We start from the raw sequence: 16,163 nt of genomic DNA on the forward strand, positions 1-16,163 counted from the left end.
TCAGCCTGTTTCAAGATGGACATGATCTGACTGTCAGTAAATTTAGATGTTTTCATGCAGAATCTCCTGCTCGTATCTTAAGAGAAAATTCTACTTTTAGATCCTATTATTTTTAGGGGGGATTACCCTCAAACCTTCCAAAATAATTTTATTGTGAATGGCGTATCCAATAACCTATTAATTAACCCTGCTGATGGTCCAAGTAACTACAATACATTTAGCACTGGCTCTCAAGCGATGGCTGTCAATACAGACTTACTGTGTGATTTGGAAGTACTCGACAGCAATGTTTCTGCTAAATATGGTCAGTTTACCGGTGGCGTGGTCAATGCAAAGACCTGTGCACCACAAACTGAAATTAGAAAAATTCATGGTACTGTCACATATGATTACACAGAAAGTGACTGGGCTCGCTTTAATGCTGTTAGCCCATTAGAAGAAGAGCTCTTTGAAGAGCCGACTGAAGCCTATCAAAAGGAATATACCAAACAAGGTTTAAGTGCCAATATTTATGGCAAGCTTTCAGAGCAATGGGGGTTTAATAGTTATGCATCAAAACGTAAATCTATTATTCCTGTAATGAGTGGTTTTGATGACCCGAAAAAAATTGATCAAGAACGCAGTAATACCAACATTGGTTCAACCTTCTTCTATAACCCAAGCGAGACAGTGAAAGCTAAATTTGGATTTGATTATGCTTTACTTGACAGCTTGAATTATGCTGAAAGCCGTCGCAACTCAGCCAGTACGCTTGACACAGAAACGACAACAATGTTTTCAGAGTTAGAACACCACATAGGATCTGTAACATTAACGCATAAACTCAACTTCCAAAGTGCTGATAATGTCCGAAACTCAGAAAACAACTATGGTTTTATTTGGCATTATGCTGAAGGCAGTAAAGATTGGACCGACTCAAAAACCGTATCTGAAGGTACGCTTTTTGGTCAGCTAGAACAAAATCAAACTGCGCTCAACTACGACTTAAAAGCAGCCTTTGATCCATTCAAAATTGGTACGACTCAGCATAAGATTACAGCGGGTACAGGATACACTCATGCAGAAGTGGATTGGAAACGTGCCTCTGATGTATATATGTCAAATGTTTCAGCTGTCAATATGAAAAATTTAGCTAACAATACCTGTTTAGCTGATGATGCTTTATGCGATGCGACACCCACTATTCAAGGTTGGACAGGACAATATGTCGCTGCAGGTTCATTGTATAAAGCTGGACAATTCTCTGCTCAACAAGACCGCTTCAATGCTTTCCTTGAAGACAACATTCAATGGAACGATCAATTATCGACCCGAGTAGGTGTCCGTGCCGACTACGACTCTTTAAGCGGTAATTTCAATATTTCTCCACGTAGTTCCGTGTCTTATAAGCCCTTTGCGAATGACAAACTGCAATTTTTAGCAGGCTGGAATCGTTACTATGGTCAGCAAACATTAGGCACCGAACTCAACGATGGTATTGGTGAGTTGATGTATAAATTCTCACGTGAGAATCCGCAGGCGGACTGGGTCACATCTGCAACGAACTCAGCAAATGCCACACGTCGCTCTGACCTAGACACACCATTTAGTGATGAAACTGTTTTGGGTATCAACACCCAATTACATTCTTGGGATTTAGGTCTTAAGTGGGTGAATCGCAAATACCAAGATGAAATTTCACGTACCCACACCGATATCCCAAAAGATGGTTTCAACTTCTCTTATGAATATAGCAATGATGGTCATGGTGAAGCCGACATCTACACACTCACATTAAAAAATCGTGAAGCTTTGAAATTCGCTAGTACACAGCATTTCATTGCTTTTGGTTTTGACTATAGCGATGTATTCCGCAGTTATACCGATTATACCGACAAATTCATAACCGCAGATCAAGATGAACTCGTGTCCTATAACGGTAAAATTATGCATTGGTCAGAGCGTCCTGCACAAAACTTCAACCAACCATGGACTGCCCGTGTAAATTGGGATATTGCTTTCGATCACGCACCAGTAAAACTTTCAAACTTCTTTAGCTATAAAGACAGTTACGACGATATGATCACAGTGACCAGTAAAGATGACAAAGTAGAATATGAAGGTAATCTTCTTGATACTTATATTGCTTCTGAAATTAAACCTAAATTTATCTGGGATATGCGTACAACTTATGATTGGAAACTTTCAAAAGATTTACATGCAATCTTTGGTTTAACTATTAACAATGTAACTAACCGCACCAACACGTATACCACCAAATCAACAATCGCAAGCAAACCAAGAGTTATGACTGAAATCGGCCGCCAGTTTATCGCCGATGTCACTTTCAAATTCTAAGTTTTATAAAGAGCACTCCGGTGCTCTTTTTAATTTGCTTAGGCTATAATTAATGCAATTTCGTACTTTGTCTATGTGCCATGTTAAAAAAGATCTTACTGGTTTTACTGATTTTAGCTCCTTCACTGCTTTATCTTTATATCGTGAACCGTGAAGAGAAAGTAGAAACACCTGCCGAGCAGACTGCTCCTGTGCATAACCCGACAGAATACCAAACACCCGATCATTAAAATCTGGCTGTTTTAAACTCCTGCCAGCCGCGGGAGTTTCATTTTCCGCCTAAATGACGAGCAAATAAGCCCAATCATTCGATTTATTTAAGCCCTCAATAAAATTAATGCATTACTCCTGTTTAATGTTTGAACTTTTAGCGCTTTTTTATATAAAAGCCTTTTGACAAAAACCAATTGAGTCCTTAATATACGCATCACCTCGCAACGTCCCTATCGTCTAGAGGCCTAGGACATCGCCCTTTCACGGCGGTAACCGGGGTTCGAATCCCCGTAGGGACGCCATCTATTGATCGCATACGATCAAGCCTTATTCAAAATTATTATTAATACATTGCAGATTTGTAGTTTTTCACTACAATAACTCGCTTCATTCTTCTGATTTTTTTCAACTCCTATGCACTCATCTCCGAATGATGCTACGCATCAGGGCAATTCTGCGCCTTTAAAACGCGCTATGAGTACTCGACATCTGGTCATGATTTCGCTTGGTGGCGCAATCGGAACAGGCCTATTTTTAGGGTCGGGTGAAGTCATTGCACAAACGGGGCCTGTAGGTGCCATTATTGCTTATCTCCTGGGCGGCATTATCGCTTACATGGTTATGCTCTGTCTGGGCGAACTTGCTGTTCATATGCCAGAATCTGGTTCATTTGGTGCTTATGCCAAACGTTATATTGGACCGGGTACAGGCTATACCATCACTTGGTTATACTGGCTGACCTGGTCTGTCACTCTGGGAACCGAATTTACTGCAGCCGCCTTGCTGATGCAGGAATGGTTCCCGGATATTTCCATGTGGTTATGGACCATTATTTTTGGTGTCTTTGTATTTAGCTTAAATATGATTTCGACCAAATGGTTTGCCGAATCCGAATTCTGGTTGGCACTGGTGAAAGTAGTCACTGTTGTTGCCTTTATTGTTTTGGGCTTACTGGCCATCTTTGGTGTTTTGGGCTATCAGGGCTACGAAGCTGCACCTCTATTCACCAATCTGACGGCCCAGGGCTGGTTCCCTGAAGGTCTATTCCCGATTTTTGCGACCATGCTGATCGTGAACTTTGCCTTTTCGGGTACAGAGCTGATTGGTGTTGCGGCGGGTGAAACTGAAGATCCTGCGAAAAATGTCCCTAAAGCCATTAATACTGCAATTTTCCGCTTATTAATTTTCTTTGTGGGGACGATTATCGTGGTGACGGCCTTACTCCCGCATCAGGAAGCCGGCTTGGCAGCTGAAGGTGTCAGTAGCAGTCCATTCGTAACAGTATTCCAGCACATCGGTATTCCTTATGCTGAAGACATCATCCGCTTTGTGATTATCACTGCGTTACTTTCTGCTGCCAACTCGGGCTTATTTGCCGCTTCTCGTATGATGTGGTCATTGTCCTACAGCAAACAGTTACCTGCCGTATTCTCAAGACTCAATGCTCGCGGTGTACCGTATATTGCAGTCATGGTGACCATGCTCGGTGCATTGCCAGGCCTGCTGTCTGAACAGTTTGCGCCAGAAACCATCTTTACCAACCTACTGGGCATTGCGGCGTTTACCATGGTGGTGGTCTGGATGAGTATTTGTTTAAGTCAGTTCAACTTCCGCCGGCAGTGGTATAAACAGGGTCGAACGGTCAAAGAACTGGGCTTTGCAGCACCATTGTTTCCGATTGTGCCGATTTTAGGCTTCGTGTTCTGTTTTATTACCTGTGTCAGTATGGTCTTTGATCCATCAATGCGCATCAGCTTCTTTGGCTGTCTGCTGTTTATTGCAGCCTGCTATGCCAGTTATTATGCGTTCTACCATAACAAGTCTTAAGCATCAGCTTTAAAAGAGCGACTTCGGTCGCTCTTTTTTGTCTATACTGATTGTATATTGGGCAGCTTCAATGGTGCGTCGATGAAAATTGTGTTTATTCACGGCATGAACAAGCAACAGTATACGGCGCCTTCATTACGCCAACATTGGCTGCATCTTCTCAAAAGAGGCCTCAGAAATAACCCGCAACAGCAAGCCCGTTTTAGCTATTTAAAACGGCATATCCGTATCCCTTTTTATGGTGATTTACTCTCTCGACATCATTTGCATAATCTACTCAATGCCAGCACCTTAATGCCGCAGCAATGGCCGCATTTCCCTTTTCTACATCCGGCACAGCGGCAAGCCGTACCACCAACCAATCAGTGCAAATATCAAGTTTGTGATGTGCCCCTGTTAAATCCAGATAAGACACTCAACTTTGATCAAAAGCTGAATTTTATTACAGCATTAAGCAAAGATATTGCCTTGCGGGATTTTGCGGTACTCATTAATTATTTCCCCAGTTTACACGCCAGTTTTTTGCATAAGTTCCTGCTGGAAACCTATCTTTATTTGGCCAATCCGACTTTTATGCAGGAAGTTCATCGGCGCATTCATCATCAACTGCATAGCAGCAAACCACAGATTCTGGTGGCACACTCGCTGGGCAGCGTGATCGCCTATAATTATTTGCTTCAACATCCAGAACTGAATATCCAGCGTTTTATTACCCTCGGATCACCACTGGCATTTCGTGTCATTCAGGCGCATCTTCCGCAACCAATGATAAGACCTGCTGCAATTTCAGGCGATTGGATAAATTTCTATTCACATGATGATTTTCTCACCGCATTTCCACTCTCAGCAGCTTCATTTAATTTTCAGCCTGCCATTATCAATCAGGAAATTCGTACCTTTGTACAACGTCCACATTATATTGCGGGCTATTTACAGCATCCCCAAGTGTTAGCTGCCATGCTGGAATTGCTTAAAAATTCAGCTTAATTTAAATCATTTTCCATTATTTCAACAATATTGTTTTAAATTTACGCACTCAATCCAGAAAATAAAAATTTTTATAGAAATGCGTTTGACACCCCCCTATTTTCACCCTATTATACGCCCACCTCTGAAACGTCCCTATCGTCTAGAGGCCTAGGACATCGCCCTTTCACGGCGGTAACCGGGGTTCGAATCCCCGTAGGGACGCCAATTTTCAGAAGTACATTTTATTAAGTCCCTATCGTCTAGAGGCCTAGGACATCGCCCTTTCACGGCGGTAACCGGGGTTCGAATCCCCGTAGGGACGCCATTACTTCAAGTTAAAAGTAAAGGTTTTAAAATTTATCTTCTGTACTGTCCCTATCGTCTAGAGGCCTAGGACATCGCCCTTTCACGGCGGTAACCGGGGTTCGAATCCCCGTAGGGACGCCATATTCGAGATGGCAACATCTCAACAAAAAAGCCCGGGCATTGCGACTTGGGCTTTTTTGCATTCTGAATATTTAAATATAATTTTTTACCACTCATTAAAATATGCTCTTCGTTACATAGGCTGCCATGTAATTCATATTTTACAATTTGCATTCTTTTAACATTTCTATTCATATAAATATCCGTTCATTTTCATTTAAAGCAATACACCAATAAATTAGAACAAAAATTCAACATCTAGACGTCAAGTCGCACGTTAAGGTAACTGAAGAGATATCTGCAAGGATCAGATTATGTTCGTCAGCACAGAGTTAAGTTTGCCTTTATCGCCAAATAATAATCATAATTATCAATTTAAAAGCTTTAAGGATTGGGTCGACTTTTTTCAAGATACTGAAATCTCGACGAATACCAAAACCGAACAAGCTGAATCTTATTTGAGTGATCTGATTAAAAAACTGAATATAGAAACACTTGAATGGCTGGATCAACCGGCACAAGTTGAACAGCATCTTTTAGAACAACATCATCAAATTTGTGCCAAGTTTCAGGCTTATCTGGGACGGCGTAAACAACATCAGGCCCGGGAGTATTTCCCAACGGTTTCACATGCTTTCGAATTTCTGTCCAAGGTTGCACCGGTTAAACTGGTCGATGGTTCTTGGTTATATTCCACCGTACATAACTGCAATCAACCCAAGCTGAAAGATTTGATCTATATCTATCTGGAAGAACTGGGTCTGGGACATCCACGTGCCAATCATGTCACCATGTATCAGCACCTGTTAAGTCACTATGAGCTGAACAGTTATGCCGAACAACTGGATGCCAGTTATTATGAGCAGGCCGCGGTACAGTTAGCACTGGCTTATGCGCCGGCCAAATACTTGCCTCTGGTGATTGGTTTTAATCTCGGCTATGAACAGTTGCCGCTGCATCTACTCATTACCAATTACGAATTGGCTGAACTCGGGATTGATCCCCATTATTTCAATGTGCATATTACGATTGATAATGCCCACAATGGCCATGCACAAAAATCCCTGCAAGCCTTTATCCAGCATTATGACAATGCGGAAGATCCGGAGACTTATCTTGATTTGATCAAGCAAGGCTATCTGCTCAATGACATCGGTAAAAGTTCTTCCCAGATTGTGAAAGAGCTGGATATTGAGCGCATGGCCTTAAAAGTATTCCAGAACAAGGCACTGATTGGCCAATATATTCATAATCAGAAATGTCAGTTTAGTGGCAAGACTATCAATGACTGGTTATCAGATCCGGTACAAATTTTCAAGTTCCTGAACGTGCTGATTGAGAAAGGCTGGATTATTAAAGATGCTCCTGTTGAACAGAGCCGTTTCTGGAAAATGATTGATCATCCTGAAGGTAAAATGTTTGGTGTGTTTAATGCGACTGAAAAACAGATCATTAAAGACTGGATTCAGGGGGCAACTTTAGCAACTCGGCTGTCTTCACGTAGCGCAGCGCCGTCTCAGGCGAAAGTTGAACCTGCTTTAAGCCGTATGGATCAACATCGTTTAAATCAGTTAAAAAATCGCTTTATGCGCTGTGAAGGTGCGGAACAGAAAATTGACTTGCTGATTCCCTATACTTCACCGCATATGCATCATACTGAAGTGGGTTTATGGGCAACCCGTCAACTGGGACAGTTATTATTTCCTTTCCAGACCCAGGCGATGCATTATTCTTAACTATGTGATGAATAAAAAACCGGGCATTCTAATTGCCCGGTTTTTTATACTTAGATGATAAATTTAAGCCGATTTACGCGAATTCAACTGCCCTTTAATTACGGCTTTAACATTGCCTTTAAGGTAGTTCAAAAAGACTTTTAACGGTGACAGTTTTGGATTCGGCTGTTTACCTTTGGCAATTTCCTTAAACTGCGCGGCATACCAGATAATTTCCATAATCGCCATTTTGTCAACCAGCGGAATACCGGTTTTAATTTTCTCAACCGCATAACGTACATCTTGCCCTGCAATCAAACGATCACCCAGATCCGGCTCTACCGCAAAAGGTCGGGCGATGCCAACAAAATCACATGCACCACTGTCGAGTGCAGCATTCATGCCGTCGACGGTTCTAAAGCCACCAGTCACCATGATATGGCAATTGACTTCCTGACGGATCTTTTCGGCAAAATCGAGGAAATAGGCTTCACGGGCAATGGTTGAAGCTTTGCGTTTGTCTTCTTTTACACCAGCCATGGCAGGCGCTTCATAACTACCGCCGGATACTTCAATGATATCAATCCCGGCTGCATCCATCGCCTTAAAGACATAGATCACATCTTCTTCACTCATACCACCGCGCTGAAAGTCAGCAGAATTCAGTTTGACTGAAATAATGAAATTTTCTGAGCTTGCAGCACGGACAGCCTGATAGGTTTCCAGCAGAAAACGGGTACGGTTTTCAATACTGCCACCCCATTGATCCTGACGCTTATTGGTCAGCGGTGACAGAAACTGGCTAATCAGATAACCATGCGCACCATGCAACTGGACGCCTTCAAAACCGGCCTTTTCACAAATTTGCGCTGAAGTGGCAAAGCGCTGGATAATCTCCAGAATTTCAGTTTCAGTCAGCGCACGTGGTGTGCCGAAGCTGACGGCCAATGCCGGACTAAAAGGTACGGCCGACGGCGCAACTGTTTCTTTATTTAAGCCTTTGGGACACTGACGACCCGGATGTGATAACTGCACCAACTGTACCATACCCTGCTGCTTGCCCACTTCCGCCCAGACTTTAAGCTGCTCCAGATCACGCTCGGTTTCTACCACCACCACGCCCGGCTCATTTTTGGCACGAAAGTCCACCATGACATTGCCAGTAATGGCACAGCCCAGTCCACCTTTGGCCCAGGCTTCATACAACTTGAAATGTGCCTGATTGGGCTGGCCGGCATCATTGGCCAGCGCCTCACTCATAGCGCCTTTAATAATACGGTTTTTGAAATTGGTATGACGAATTTGAATGGAATCGGCCAATTGGGTCATGATCTGTCCTGATATTACTTTTATTTTGTATTCGTTTATAACGCAAGTCAGGATAATTGACAATTCAACTTGTCAAATTTACACAATTTTCATCTGCTTATTTTTACGATGATTAAAAAGTTTCGTAATTTATTGTCTTGGATCAAAAGCATCACGCACTGCTTCGCCAATATACATCAGTAAACTCAGCACAATGGCCAGACTAAAGAAAGCTGATAAAGCCAGCCACGGCGCATTTAAATTATTTTTGGCTTGCAGCAACAGCTCGCCCAAGGAAGCTGTTTCCGGTGGTAGCCCATAGCCTAAAAAATCCAGAGCCGTCAGTGCGGTAATATTGGCAGTCAGCATAAAGGGAAGTTGTGACAGACTTGAACCGATGACATTCGGCAATATATGCCTGAACATGATTCGCCCATCCCCTGCACCCATACTTCGTGCCGCCCAGACGTATTCCAGATTGCGTGCACGCAGAAATTCAGCCCGTACCATGCCCACCAGAGTGGTCCAGCCAAACAACAGCATGATCAGAAATAGCCAGTAAATATTGGGACTAAACAGACTGACCAGCACCATGACCATAAATAGCATCGGCAAACTGCTCCAGACTTCAAGCAGGCGTTGCCCGATCAGGTCGATCCAGCCGCCATAATAGCCCTGCACAGCCCCCAGCAAAACTCCAATCGCCGCCGACAATAAAGTCAGTGCAAAACCAAATAAGAGTGAAACCCTCAAGCCATACAGAATCCGCGCCAGCACATCACGACCCTGATCATCTGTTCCGAGCCAGTTTTGTGTACTTGGTGGCGAAGGCACCGGAACAGCCAGTTCCAGATTCGGGCTTTGATATGAAAATGGAATGATTGGCCAGATCGCCCAGCCTTTTTCTGCAATTAACTGTTGAACGGCAGGATCTTTATACTCGGCTTCGGTTTCAAATACACCGCCAAACGCCGTTTCCGGATAAGATTTTAAGATAGGCAAATACACTGCATGATCATATTTCACCAGCAAGGGCTTATCATTGGCAATCAGTTCTGCGCCCAAGGACATGATAAAAATAAGGCCAAACATAATAAAACAGCCAAAGCCCAGCTTGTGCTGCTTAAAGCGTTGCCAGCCTAATTGCATCAAGGACGACATTAGGAGGATCCCCGACGTGAACTGAAATGAATCCGTGGGTCGATCAGTTGATACAGCAAATCGCTTAATAATCGCAATATCAGACCAAGCAAAGTAAAGATAAACAGAGTACCGAAAATCACCGGATAGTCGCGCTGGATGATCGCCTCAAAACCCAAAACACCTAAACCATCGAGATTAAATATAATCTCAATAAACAGGTTGCCGACGAAAAACACCCCAATTAATACTTCTGGCAAACCTGCGATCAACACTAACATCGCATTTCGAAACACATGCCGATATAGCACTGCATTTTCATTTAAACCTTTGGCCCGCGCAGCCAGAACATATTGCTTACTCAGCTCTTCCACAAAAGAAAATTTCACCAGATAAGTCAAACTGGCAAATCCACCCAGCACCATGGCCAACAATGGCAATGCCATATGCCAGAAATAATCCTGAATTTTCCCGAAAAATGAGAGTTCGGCAAAATTTTCAGAGCTAAGTCCCTGTAAGGGAAACCATTGCAGAAAAGATCCACCGGCAAAAAATACAATCAGTAAAATCGCAAAAATAAAGGCTGGAATGGCATAGCCCACAGCCAGCATTAAAGAGGTGATCTGATCAAAAACACTGCCATGTTTTCTGGCTTTGCCGATGCCTAAAGGGATAGACACCAGATAGATGATTAAGGTACTCCACAGACCTAAAGACAGCGATACCGGTAGTTTTTCCCAGATCAGATCAGTCACAGCCTTGTCTTTAAAAAAACTAGTGCCCAGATCAAACTGGGCATAGCGCCTTAACATGTCCCAAAAGCGGATATGGGCAGGCTGATCAAAACCATATTGAATATTGATCTGCTCGATCATCTCAGGGGTGAGGCCTTGCTGCCCCTGATACTGTAATCCGGTATGTGTCAAGCCATTGACCTGTTGTGCCTGATAAATCGCTTGTTCCACCGGCCCACCCGGTGCCAGCTGGATCACCATAAAGTTAATCAGCAAAATGATCAGCAAGGTTGGAATCATTAGCAACAGACGCTTGAGTATATAAGTGCTCATGGCACTCCCTGATAGGCTTGGAGCTTAATGCTGTTTGAAATAATTGGCCACACGTTGAGCCTTTGCCGCATCGACCCACCAGTAGTCAATGCCCGCGGAGAGCTTAGGTTTAAGCTTGGGCTGCTGATACATGTTCCAGTAAGCATACCAGTATTCACCCGTACCATAAGTCGGAATATGATAATAACCTGCCCGCAGCAAACGGTCTAAAGCTCGGGTACTGTCAATCACCTGCTCCCGGTTCTGCGCCTGAATTACTTGCTTAATCACCGCATCAATAGCAGGATTCTGAATACCGGCATAATTATAGTTACCGACCTGCTTGGCAGCCTGACTGCTCCAGAACTGTTTTTGTTCCTGCCCCGGTGTCAGGGACTGTGGCATGCTGTCGACAATCATATCAAACTGGTAATTTCGTAGCCGTTCATAATACTGCGCGGTTTCGACCATACGAATATTCGCCTGAATCCCCAAACGTTTTAAATGACGTAAATAAGGCATCAGATGACGCTGCTGTTCCACCTGATGCAGCAAAAATTCAATCTTGACCGCTTGACCGGAAGCATTGACCAACTGCCCCTGTTGATAACGATAACCGGCTTTTAACAGCAATTGACGGGCTTTTAATAAATTCTGCCGGTTAAACCCTGAGGCATCGGATTGAGGATATTGCCAGTCCTGAAGTACAGCCTGACGCTGAACCGGATGAAGCTTCTGCAAATGAGGCTTTAAAATTTGCAGCTCTTGGGCACTCGGCCGTCCACGAGAAGCCAGCTCGCTATTGGAAAAAAAGCTGTTCAGACGTTGATATTCACCATAGAACATGGCTTTATTCAGCCATTCAAAATCGTAAGCGAAACTTAAGGCCTGACGGAAGCGAATATCGGCAAAGGGCTGACGCCGGGTATTAAAGACCAGACTCTGGGTCGGGACCGGATTTTGATGCCGAAAACGATAACGTTTGACTTGTCCTTGCCGAACCGCAGGAAATTGATAATCCCTGATCCAGCGATTGACCTGTTTTTCCTCATGCAAAGTAAATTGGCCCGATTTAAAGGCTTCGAACTTGATTTCCGGACTACGATAATAACGATACTGGATCCGGTCAAAATTATAACGACCGCGATTCACCAATAGATCTTTTCCCCAGTATTGAGGATTGCGCTGATACGAAATACTGCGGCCGGGATCTATGCGTTCAATCACATAGGGCCCTGAACCCAGAATCGGTTTCAGCGTCAGGTCTTTAAAATCACGCCCTTGCCATTGCCGTTTAGAATAAATGGGCATCTGCGCGACAATCATGGCCATTTCCGGATTATGCCCGGATTTAAAATGCATTTTGATTTTTAAAGGTGACAGCACTTCCAGCTGATGTATATCTGCCAGATACATTTGCAAGCCAAAATTGGACTGGGTCTGATAAAGCTCAAAGCTATATTTGACATCTTCCGCAGTTACGGGCTGACCATTGCTAAAGCGCGCTTTCGGATTTAAATGGAAAATGATAAAGGTAGTTTTCTTGGGGTCAAAACTGACTTTTTCCGCCAGCAAGGGATAATACACCCCGGGCTCATCCAGTGATTTCGACAGCAAACTGTCAAAAATATAGTTGATCCCTTCAGTGACATTGCCTTTGCCATTCATGCTATTTAAATTATCAAAGCTGCCATCGGCCGCCAAAATCAGTGCACCACCTTTGGGGGCTTGCGAATTGGCATAAGGTAAGGATTGCAGATGGCTATATTTCGGTGGGCTATGTAGCGCAATATAAGGTGTGGTGATCAGGGCTGCCCAACTGGTATTCATTACCAGCGGGACAACCATGCTTAAAACAAATAAACTAAAAAATCTCACGATGAATGAATTAGTTTGGCACTTTAATCACATCCCCAATACGTAATTGTGTATTCGGTTTGAGATCATTCATTTCCGCCAGTTGATTGCTGTTCATGCCGTAACGTGAGGCCAGACCGATCAAGGTATCGCCGCGTTTGACTTTATAATCAGTCACCAGTTTTGGAATCTGGATGGTTTGACTGACACGCAATCCGGCACGTGGACTGAGATTATTTAACTCGGCCAGTTCGGTGACCGTAATTCCTAAACGGCTGGCAATCGCATTCAGGGATTCGCCTGACTTGACGGTATAAGATTCAGTTGCTCTAGAAGACACAGGCTTAGCTGCCACTTTCACGTCTTCTGCTTTTTTATCCGTCGGAACATCACCCACAATTTTTAAACGCTGACCAATACGGACGTTACCATTGGCATTCAGGCCATTTAAATCGGCCAGATACTTGACCTGAAGATGATACTGACGCGCAATAGAGCTTAAGGTTTCACCCGATTTCACCACATGCGAATCAGATTTCACATGTTTCGACACCGTTTCAGCCACAGACTCACGCACGGGTTCAGCTGCCTCACCCGTCAGCTTTAAACGCTGACCGACGCGCAGGCCGGCATGACGAGAAATACCATTCAGACTCGCCACCTGATCCATCGACAGATTGTATTTTGCGGCAATGCCGGTCAAGGTATCGCCCGATTGAACTGTATAAGTTTCAGGCACCTGACTGCCGGCCGGAATCTTGATGGTCTGGCCTATACGTAAACCACTATTGGCCGCAAAACCATTTAAAGCTGCCAGCTCAGACACACTGAGCTTGCTTTGACTGGCAATGCTATACAGGGTTTCACCGCGTTTGACCTGATAATTTTCAGTTGCTGTCTGATCAACTTTAACATTTTCAAATGTCTGTTCAGTCTTTTGGGTCGATGCGGTCAGTGCTTCAACTTCCTGAAGTGGCACATTGATTTTCTGTCCCACCATCAAACTGCTACCCGCAGTTAAACCTGAGGTGAATGACGCCAGTTCAGCATTTGACAGTCCATAACGATCGGCAATCAGTTTCAGATATTCACCGCGCTTGACTGTATAGGATTTGGTTTGAACTTTGGCAGCTTCAGCTTTTTTAGCATCTTCTACTTTGGCTTTAGATGCAGCCGTTTCTTTCAGCGACAGCTTCTGACCGACAAATAAACCACTGTTGGTACTTAAACCATTAAAATCAGCCAGCTGTTTGAGACTTAAACCAAACTGGCTTGCCACACTGGTTAGAGAATCATTGGCCTGAACCACATAAGATTCCGGCTTTTCTTTGGCTTTGGTTTGTTCCTGCACCGGCTTGGCATCATACAAATAAATCGTGGTGCCTACATATAGCGTAGAGTTTGGATCGATCTGGTTCCATTTCGCTACATCACGCCAGTTCACCCCATTTTTTGCTGCAATCAGTGCCAGATTATCCCCCGGTAAAACCTTATAGGTACTACGCTTGCCCTTAGGCGCGACCACCACCACTTCAGAATCAGTCTTGACGTAATTTTTACCCTGGTTCAACTGGGCTTCGATCGAAGTCGCTGTGGTATTGTCAGCAACTTCTTTCGGATAAGAGAAGCCTTTGGTAAGTTCCTTGCCTTGCTGCTCAGCCACAGACAGGCTGGTTTGAATAGCCGTCAGCTTGATTTTACCATCATAAGGATCGACAATTTCTGTGCCTGCCGGCGCCAATGCTTTCAGCTCTTCAACTACCTGAGCCTGCTCTGCCGGTGTTGCAACAGGCTGCAGAACGTCATCCACAGTTTTGTCAGTTTCCTGCGCGGTGACGACCTGCTGAACTTGCTGACGCTCGGCTGCAGAAATCGGTGGTTCGACCTGAATCTGTTTCGCTGGCGCTGCCGGTGTCACGGCGACCGGAATACGTGGCGCACTTGGAATCGGCAAATCACTTTGGGCAGCAAAACTGGCCAAGGCAGATGAGCCTCTAGGCGTTGAAATCTTTTTCGTGGTCTGTGCCACTGTATTTGCCGTTGTCACCACAGGTGCAGTCGTTGCAGGCCGAGTACTGGCAAGAACGGGTGGAGTCTGTTTTGCCGGTGTAATCGTTTTCGCATTTAATACGGGAGGCGCAGCTTTGGTCGGCACCACTGGGGTGGTGTTTTTCGGCAGATTGCTGGCACTACTCGCAGATAATCCGCCGGAACCAGATAGTTTTTTCAGCTTTTCATCAACTGAAGGACTGAGGTCAGCAGGAATCAAAATACGACGCGGACTGGTAGGGTCAATATGATCACCACGATGCCCCGGGTTCAATTGATACAGCTCCGCACGGCTCAAACCGGTGATGGCTGCAATTTCATTTAAATTGGCCACGCCTACAGGCACTTCACGGAAATGCGGACGGTTGGCAATTGGTGGCAGGCTCACCCCATACTGACCTGGAGTTTTAATAATTTGTGCAACTGCCAGGAAACGTGGCACATAGCTCATGGTTTCTTGTGGCAGTTTGAGTGACCAGTAGTCGGTCGGCAGACCTGCTGCCTTATTGCGGTTAATCGCCTGCTGAATACGTCCCGGGCCGGCATTATAAGACGCCAGCGCCAGCTCCCAAGAACCAAACTGGTTATATAAACTGCCCAAAAACTCATAGGCTGCACGGGTCGATTCCACCACATCACGACGACCATCGTATAATGAGGTCTGCTTTAGACCATAAATACGACCGGTACTTGGGATAAATTGCCATAAACCTGCCGCCGCCGCACTACTGGTCGCAGCCGGGTCATAGGAACTTTCAATAATTGGCAACAGCGCCAACTCGGTCGGCATGCCACGGCGTTCTGCTTCTTTTACCGTGTAATATAAATAACGTGATGCACGGGCACTTAAGCGGTCCAGATAAGGCTGACGTGAAATAAACCAGCCGCGCTGGGCATCAATCCGCGGATTCCAGACACTTAAGTCCATCTTGAAACCTACGGTCATGCGTTTCCAGACATCACCATGTTTCAGAATCTGTAAACGGTCGCCTTCGACTGCACGCATATCCGTTGCAGAGAGTAAATCTTCGAGTCCATCCAGACTGCTGGCATCCAGATATTGTGATCCAACCTGCTTGCTTGATGCTGTTTGGGTCGCACTTTGTGTAGATGAACAGCCCGTCAGTCCTAGAGAAGCAAGTGCAGTTCCCAGTACAGAATATTTTAAAAATGTAGGTAATGTCGGCTGCCACAAAATTGCGGTTGGTTTATACATAAAGAAATCCAAACAACTCGTATATAAATTTATTTTTTAGATATGCCATTGTAGTGAAGC

The 16,163-nt window shown here is 44.5% G+C and carries 10 protein-coding genes and 4 tRNA genes; 9 read left to right on the plus strand and 5 right to left on the minus strand.

Going from position 1 to position 16,163, the window contains the following annotated elements:
- Positions 1-153: 153 nt before the first annotated feature.
- The 9 genes from FTU87_RS09910 to FTU87_RS09950 all read left to right on the plus strand — a co-directional run bounded on the left by FTU87_RS09910 (position 154) and on the right by FTU87_RS09950 (position 7,508).
- Positions 154-2,337 (plus strand): TonB-dependent receptor domain-containing protein, encoded by a 2,184-nt coding sequence (locus FTU87_RS09910; RefSeq protein ID WP_373684772.1) that lies wholly within the window; start codon positions 154-156, stop codon positions 2,335-2,337.
- Between the two features lie 80 nt (positions 2,338-2,417).
- Entirely contained in the window at positions 2,418-2,567 is a 150-nt protein-coding gene (locus tag FTU87_RS09915) for a hypothetical protein (RefSeq protein WP_005096385.1), read from the plus strand.
- A 209-nt stretch (positions 2,568-2,776) separates the two neighbouring features.
- Positions 2,777-2,852: transfer RNA gene (locus tag FTU87_RS09920), tRNA-Glu, on the plus strand.
- A 112-nt stretch (positions 2,853-2,964) separates the two neighbouring features.
- Complete coding sequence (locus tag FTU87_RS09925) at positions 2,965-4,377, plus strand: amino acid permease (protein ID WP_100357224.1); 1,413 nt, start codon at positions 2,965-2,967, stop codon at positions 4,375-4,377.
- Positions 4,378-4,458: 81 nt separating this feature from the next.
- Positions 4,459-5,364 carry an alpha/beta hydrolase gene (locus FTU87_RS09930; RefSeq protein WP_180097207.1) on the plus strand — a complete coding sequence of 302 codons (906 nt, stop codon included), beginning with the start codon at positions 4,459-4,461 and terminating at the stop codon, positions 5,362-5,364.
- A 131-nt stretch (positions 5,365-5,495) separates the two neighbouring features.
- A tRNA-Glu gene (locus FTU87_RS09935) sits at positions 5,496-5,571 on the plus strand.
- A gap of 24 nt (positions 5,572-5,595) precedes the next feature.
- Positions 5,596-5,671, plus strand: a tRNA-Glu gene (locus FTU87_RS09940).
- A gap of 46 nt (positions 5,672-5,717) precedes the next feature.
- Positions 5,718-5,793, plus strand: a tRNA-Glu gene (locus FTU87_RS09945).
- Between the two features lie 293 nt (positions 5,794-6,086).
- Positions 6,087-7,508: an iron-containing redox enzyme family protein gene (locus FTU87_RS09950; RefSeq protein WP_180097209.1), complete on the plus strand. Its 1,422-nt coding sequence runs from the start codon at positions 6,087-6,089 to the stop codon at positions 7,506-7,508.
- A 63-nt stretch (positions 7,509-7,571) separates the two neighbouring features.
- On the opposite strand, the gene FTU87_RS09955 is transcribed toward FTU87_RS09950, so the two are convergent.
- The 5 genes from FTU87_RS09955 to FTU87_RS09975 all read right to left on the minus strand — a co-directional run bounded on the left by FTU87_RS09955 (position 7,572) and on the right by FTU87_RS09975 (position 16,103).
- Entirely contained in the window at positions 7,572-8,816 is a 1,245-nt protein-coding gene (locus FTU87_RS09955) for an NADH:flavin oxidoreductase/NADH oxidase family protein (protein ID WP_074383045.1), read from the minus strand.
- Between the two features lie 129 nt (positions 8,817-8,945).
- Complete coding sequence (locus FTU87_RS09960) at positions 8,946-9,956, minus strand: ABC transporter permease (protein WP_100355249.1); 1,011 nt, start codon at positions 9,954-9,956, stop codon at positions 8,946-8,948.
- Entirely contained in the window at positions 9,956-11,002 is a 1,047-nt protein-coding gene (locus FTU87_RS09965; RefSeq protein ID WP_005096376.1) for an ABC transporter permease subunit, read from the minus strand. Before FTU87_RS09965 ends, FTU87_RS09960 begins: the two co-directional genes overlap by 1 nt.
- A gap of 24 nt (positions 11,003-11,026) precedes the next feature.
- A complete protein-coding gene (locus tag FTU87_RS09970) occupies positions 11,027-12,829 on the minus strand; it encodes an extracellular solute-binding protein (protein ID WP_180097211.1) in 1,803 nt (600 codons plus the stop codon).
- Between the two features lie 40 nt (positions 12,830-12,869).
- Complete coding sequence (locus FTU87_RS09975) at positions 12,870-16,103, minus strand: LysM peptidoglycan-binding domain-containing protein (RefSeq protein WP_180001171.1); 3,234 nt, start codon at positions 16,101-16,103, stop codon at positions 12,870-12,872.
- Between the last annotated feature and the right edge of the window lie 60 nt (positions 16,104-16,163).

The sequence above is a fragment of the Acinetobacter sp. YH12156 genome, from assembly GCF_013418235.1.
Lineage (GTDB): Bacteria > Pseudomonadota > Gammaproteobacteria > Pseudomonadales > Moraxellaceae > Acinetobacter > Acinetobacter pseudolwoffii.

Excerpts from the sequence above, each read along its gene's own strand:
- FTU87_RS09915 (WP_005096385.1), top strand. The coding sequence starts at position 2,418 with ATGTTAAAAAAGATCTTACTGGTTTTACTGATTTTAGCTCCTTCACTG.
- FTU87_RS09925 (WP_100357224.1), top strand. The coding sequence starts at position 2,965 with ATGCACTCATCTCCGAATGATGCTACGCATCAGGGCAATTCTGCGCCT.
- FTU87_RS09930 (WP_180097207.1), top strand. The coding sequence starts at position 4,459 with ATGAAAATTGTGTTTATTCACGGCATGAACAAGCAACAGTATACGGCG.
- FTU87_RS09950 (WP_180097209.1), top strand. The coding sequence starts at position 6,087 with ATGTTCGTCAGCACAGAGTTAAGTTTGCCTTTATCGCCAAATAATAAT.
- FTU87_RS09955 (WP_074383045.1), bottom strand. The coding sequence starts at position 8,816 with ATGACCCAATTGGCCGATTCCATTCAAATTCGTCATACCAATTTCAAA.
- FTU87_RS09960 (WP_100355249.1), bottom strand. The coding sequence starts at position 9,956 with ATGTCGTCCTTGATGCAATTAGGCTGGCAACGCTTTAAGCAGCACAAG.
- FTU87_RS09965 (WP_005096376.1), bottom strand. The coding sequence starts at position 11,002 with ATGAGCACTTATATACTCAAGCGTCTGTTGCTAATGATTCCAACCTTG.
- FTU87_RS09970 (WP_180097211.1), bottom strand. The coding sequence starts at position 12,829 with ATGGTTGTCCCGCTGGTAATGAATACCAGTTGGGCAGCCCTGATCACC.
- FTU87_RS09975 (WP_180001171.1), bottom strand. The coding sequence starts at position 16,103 with ATGTATAAACCAACCGCAATTTTGTGGCAGCCGACATTACCTACATTT.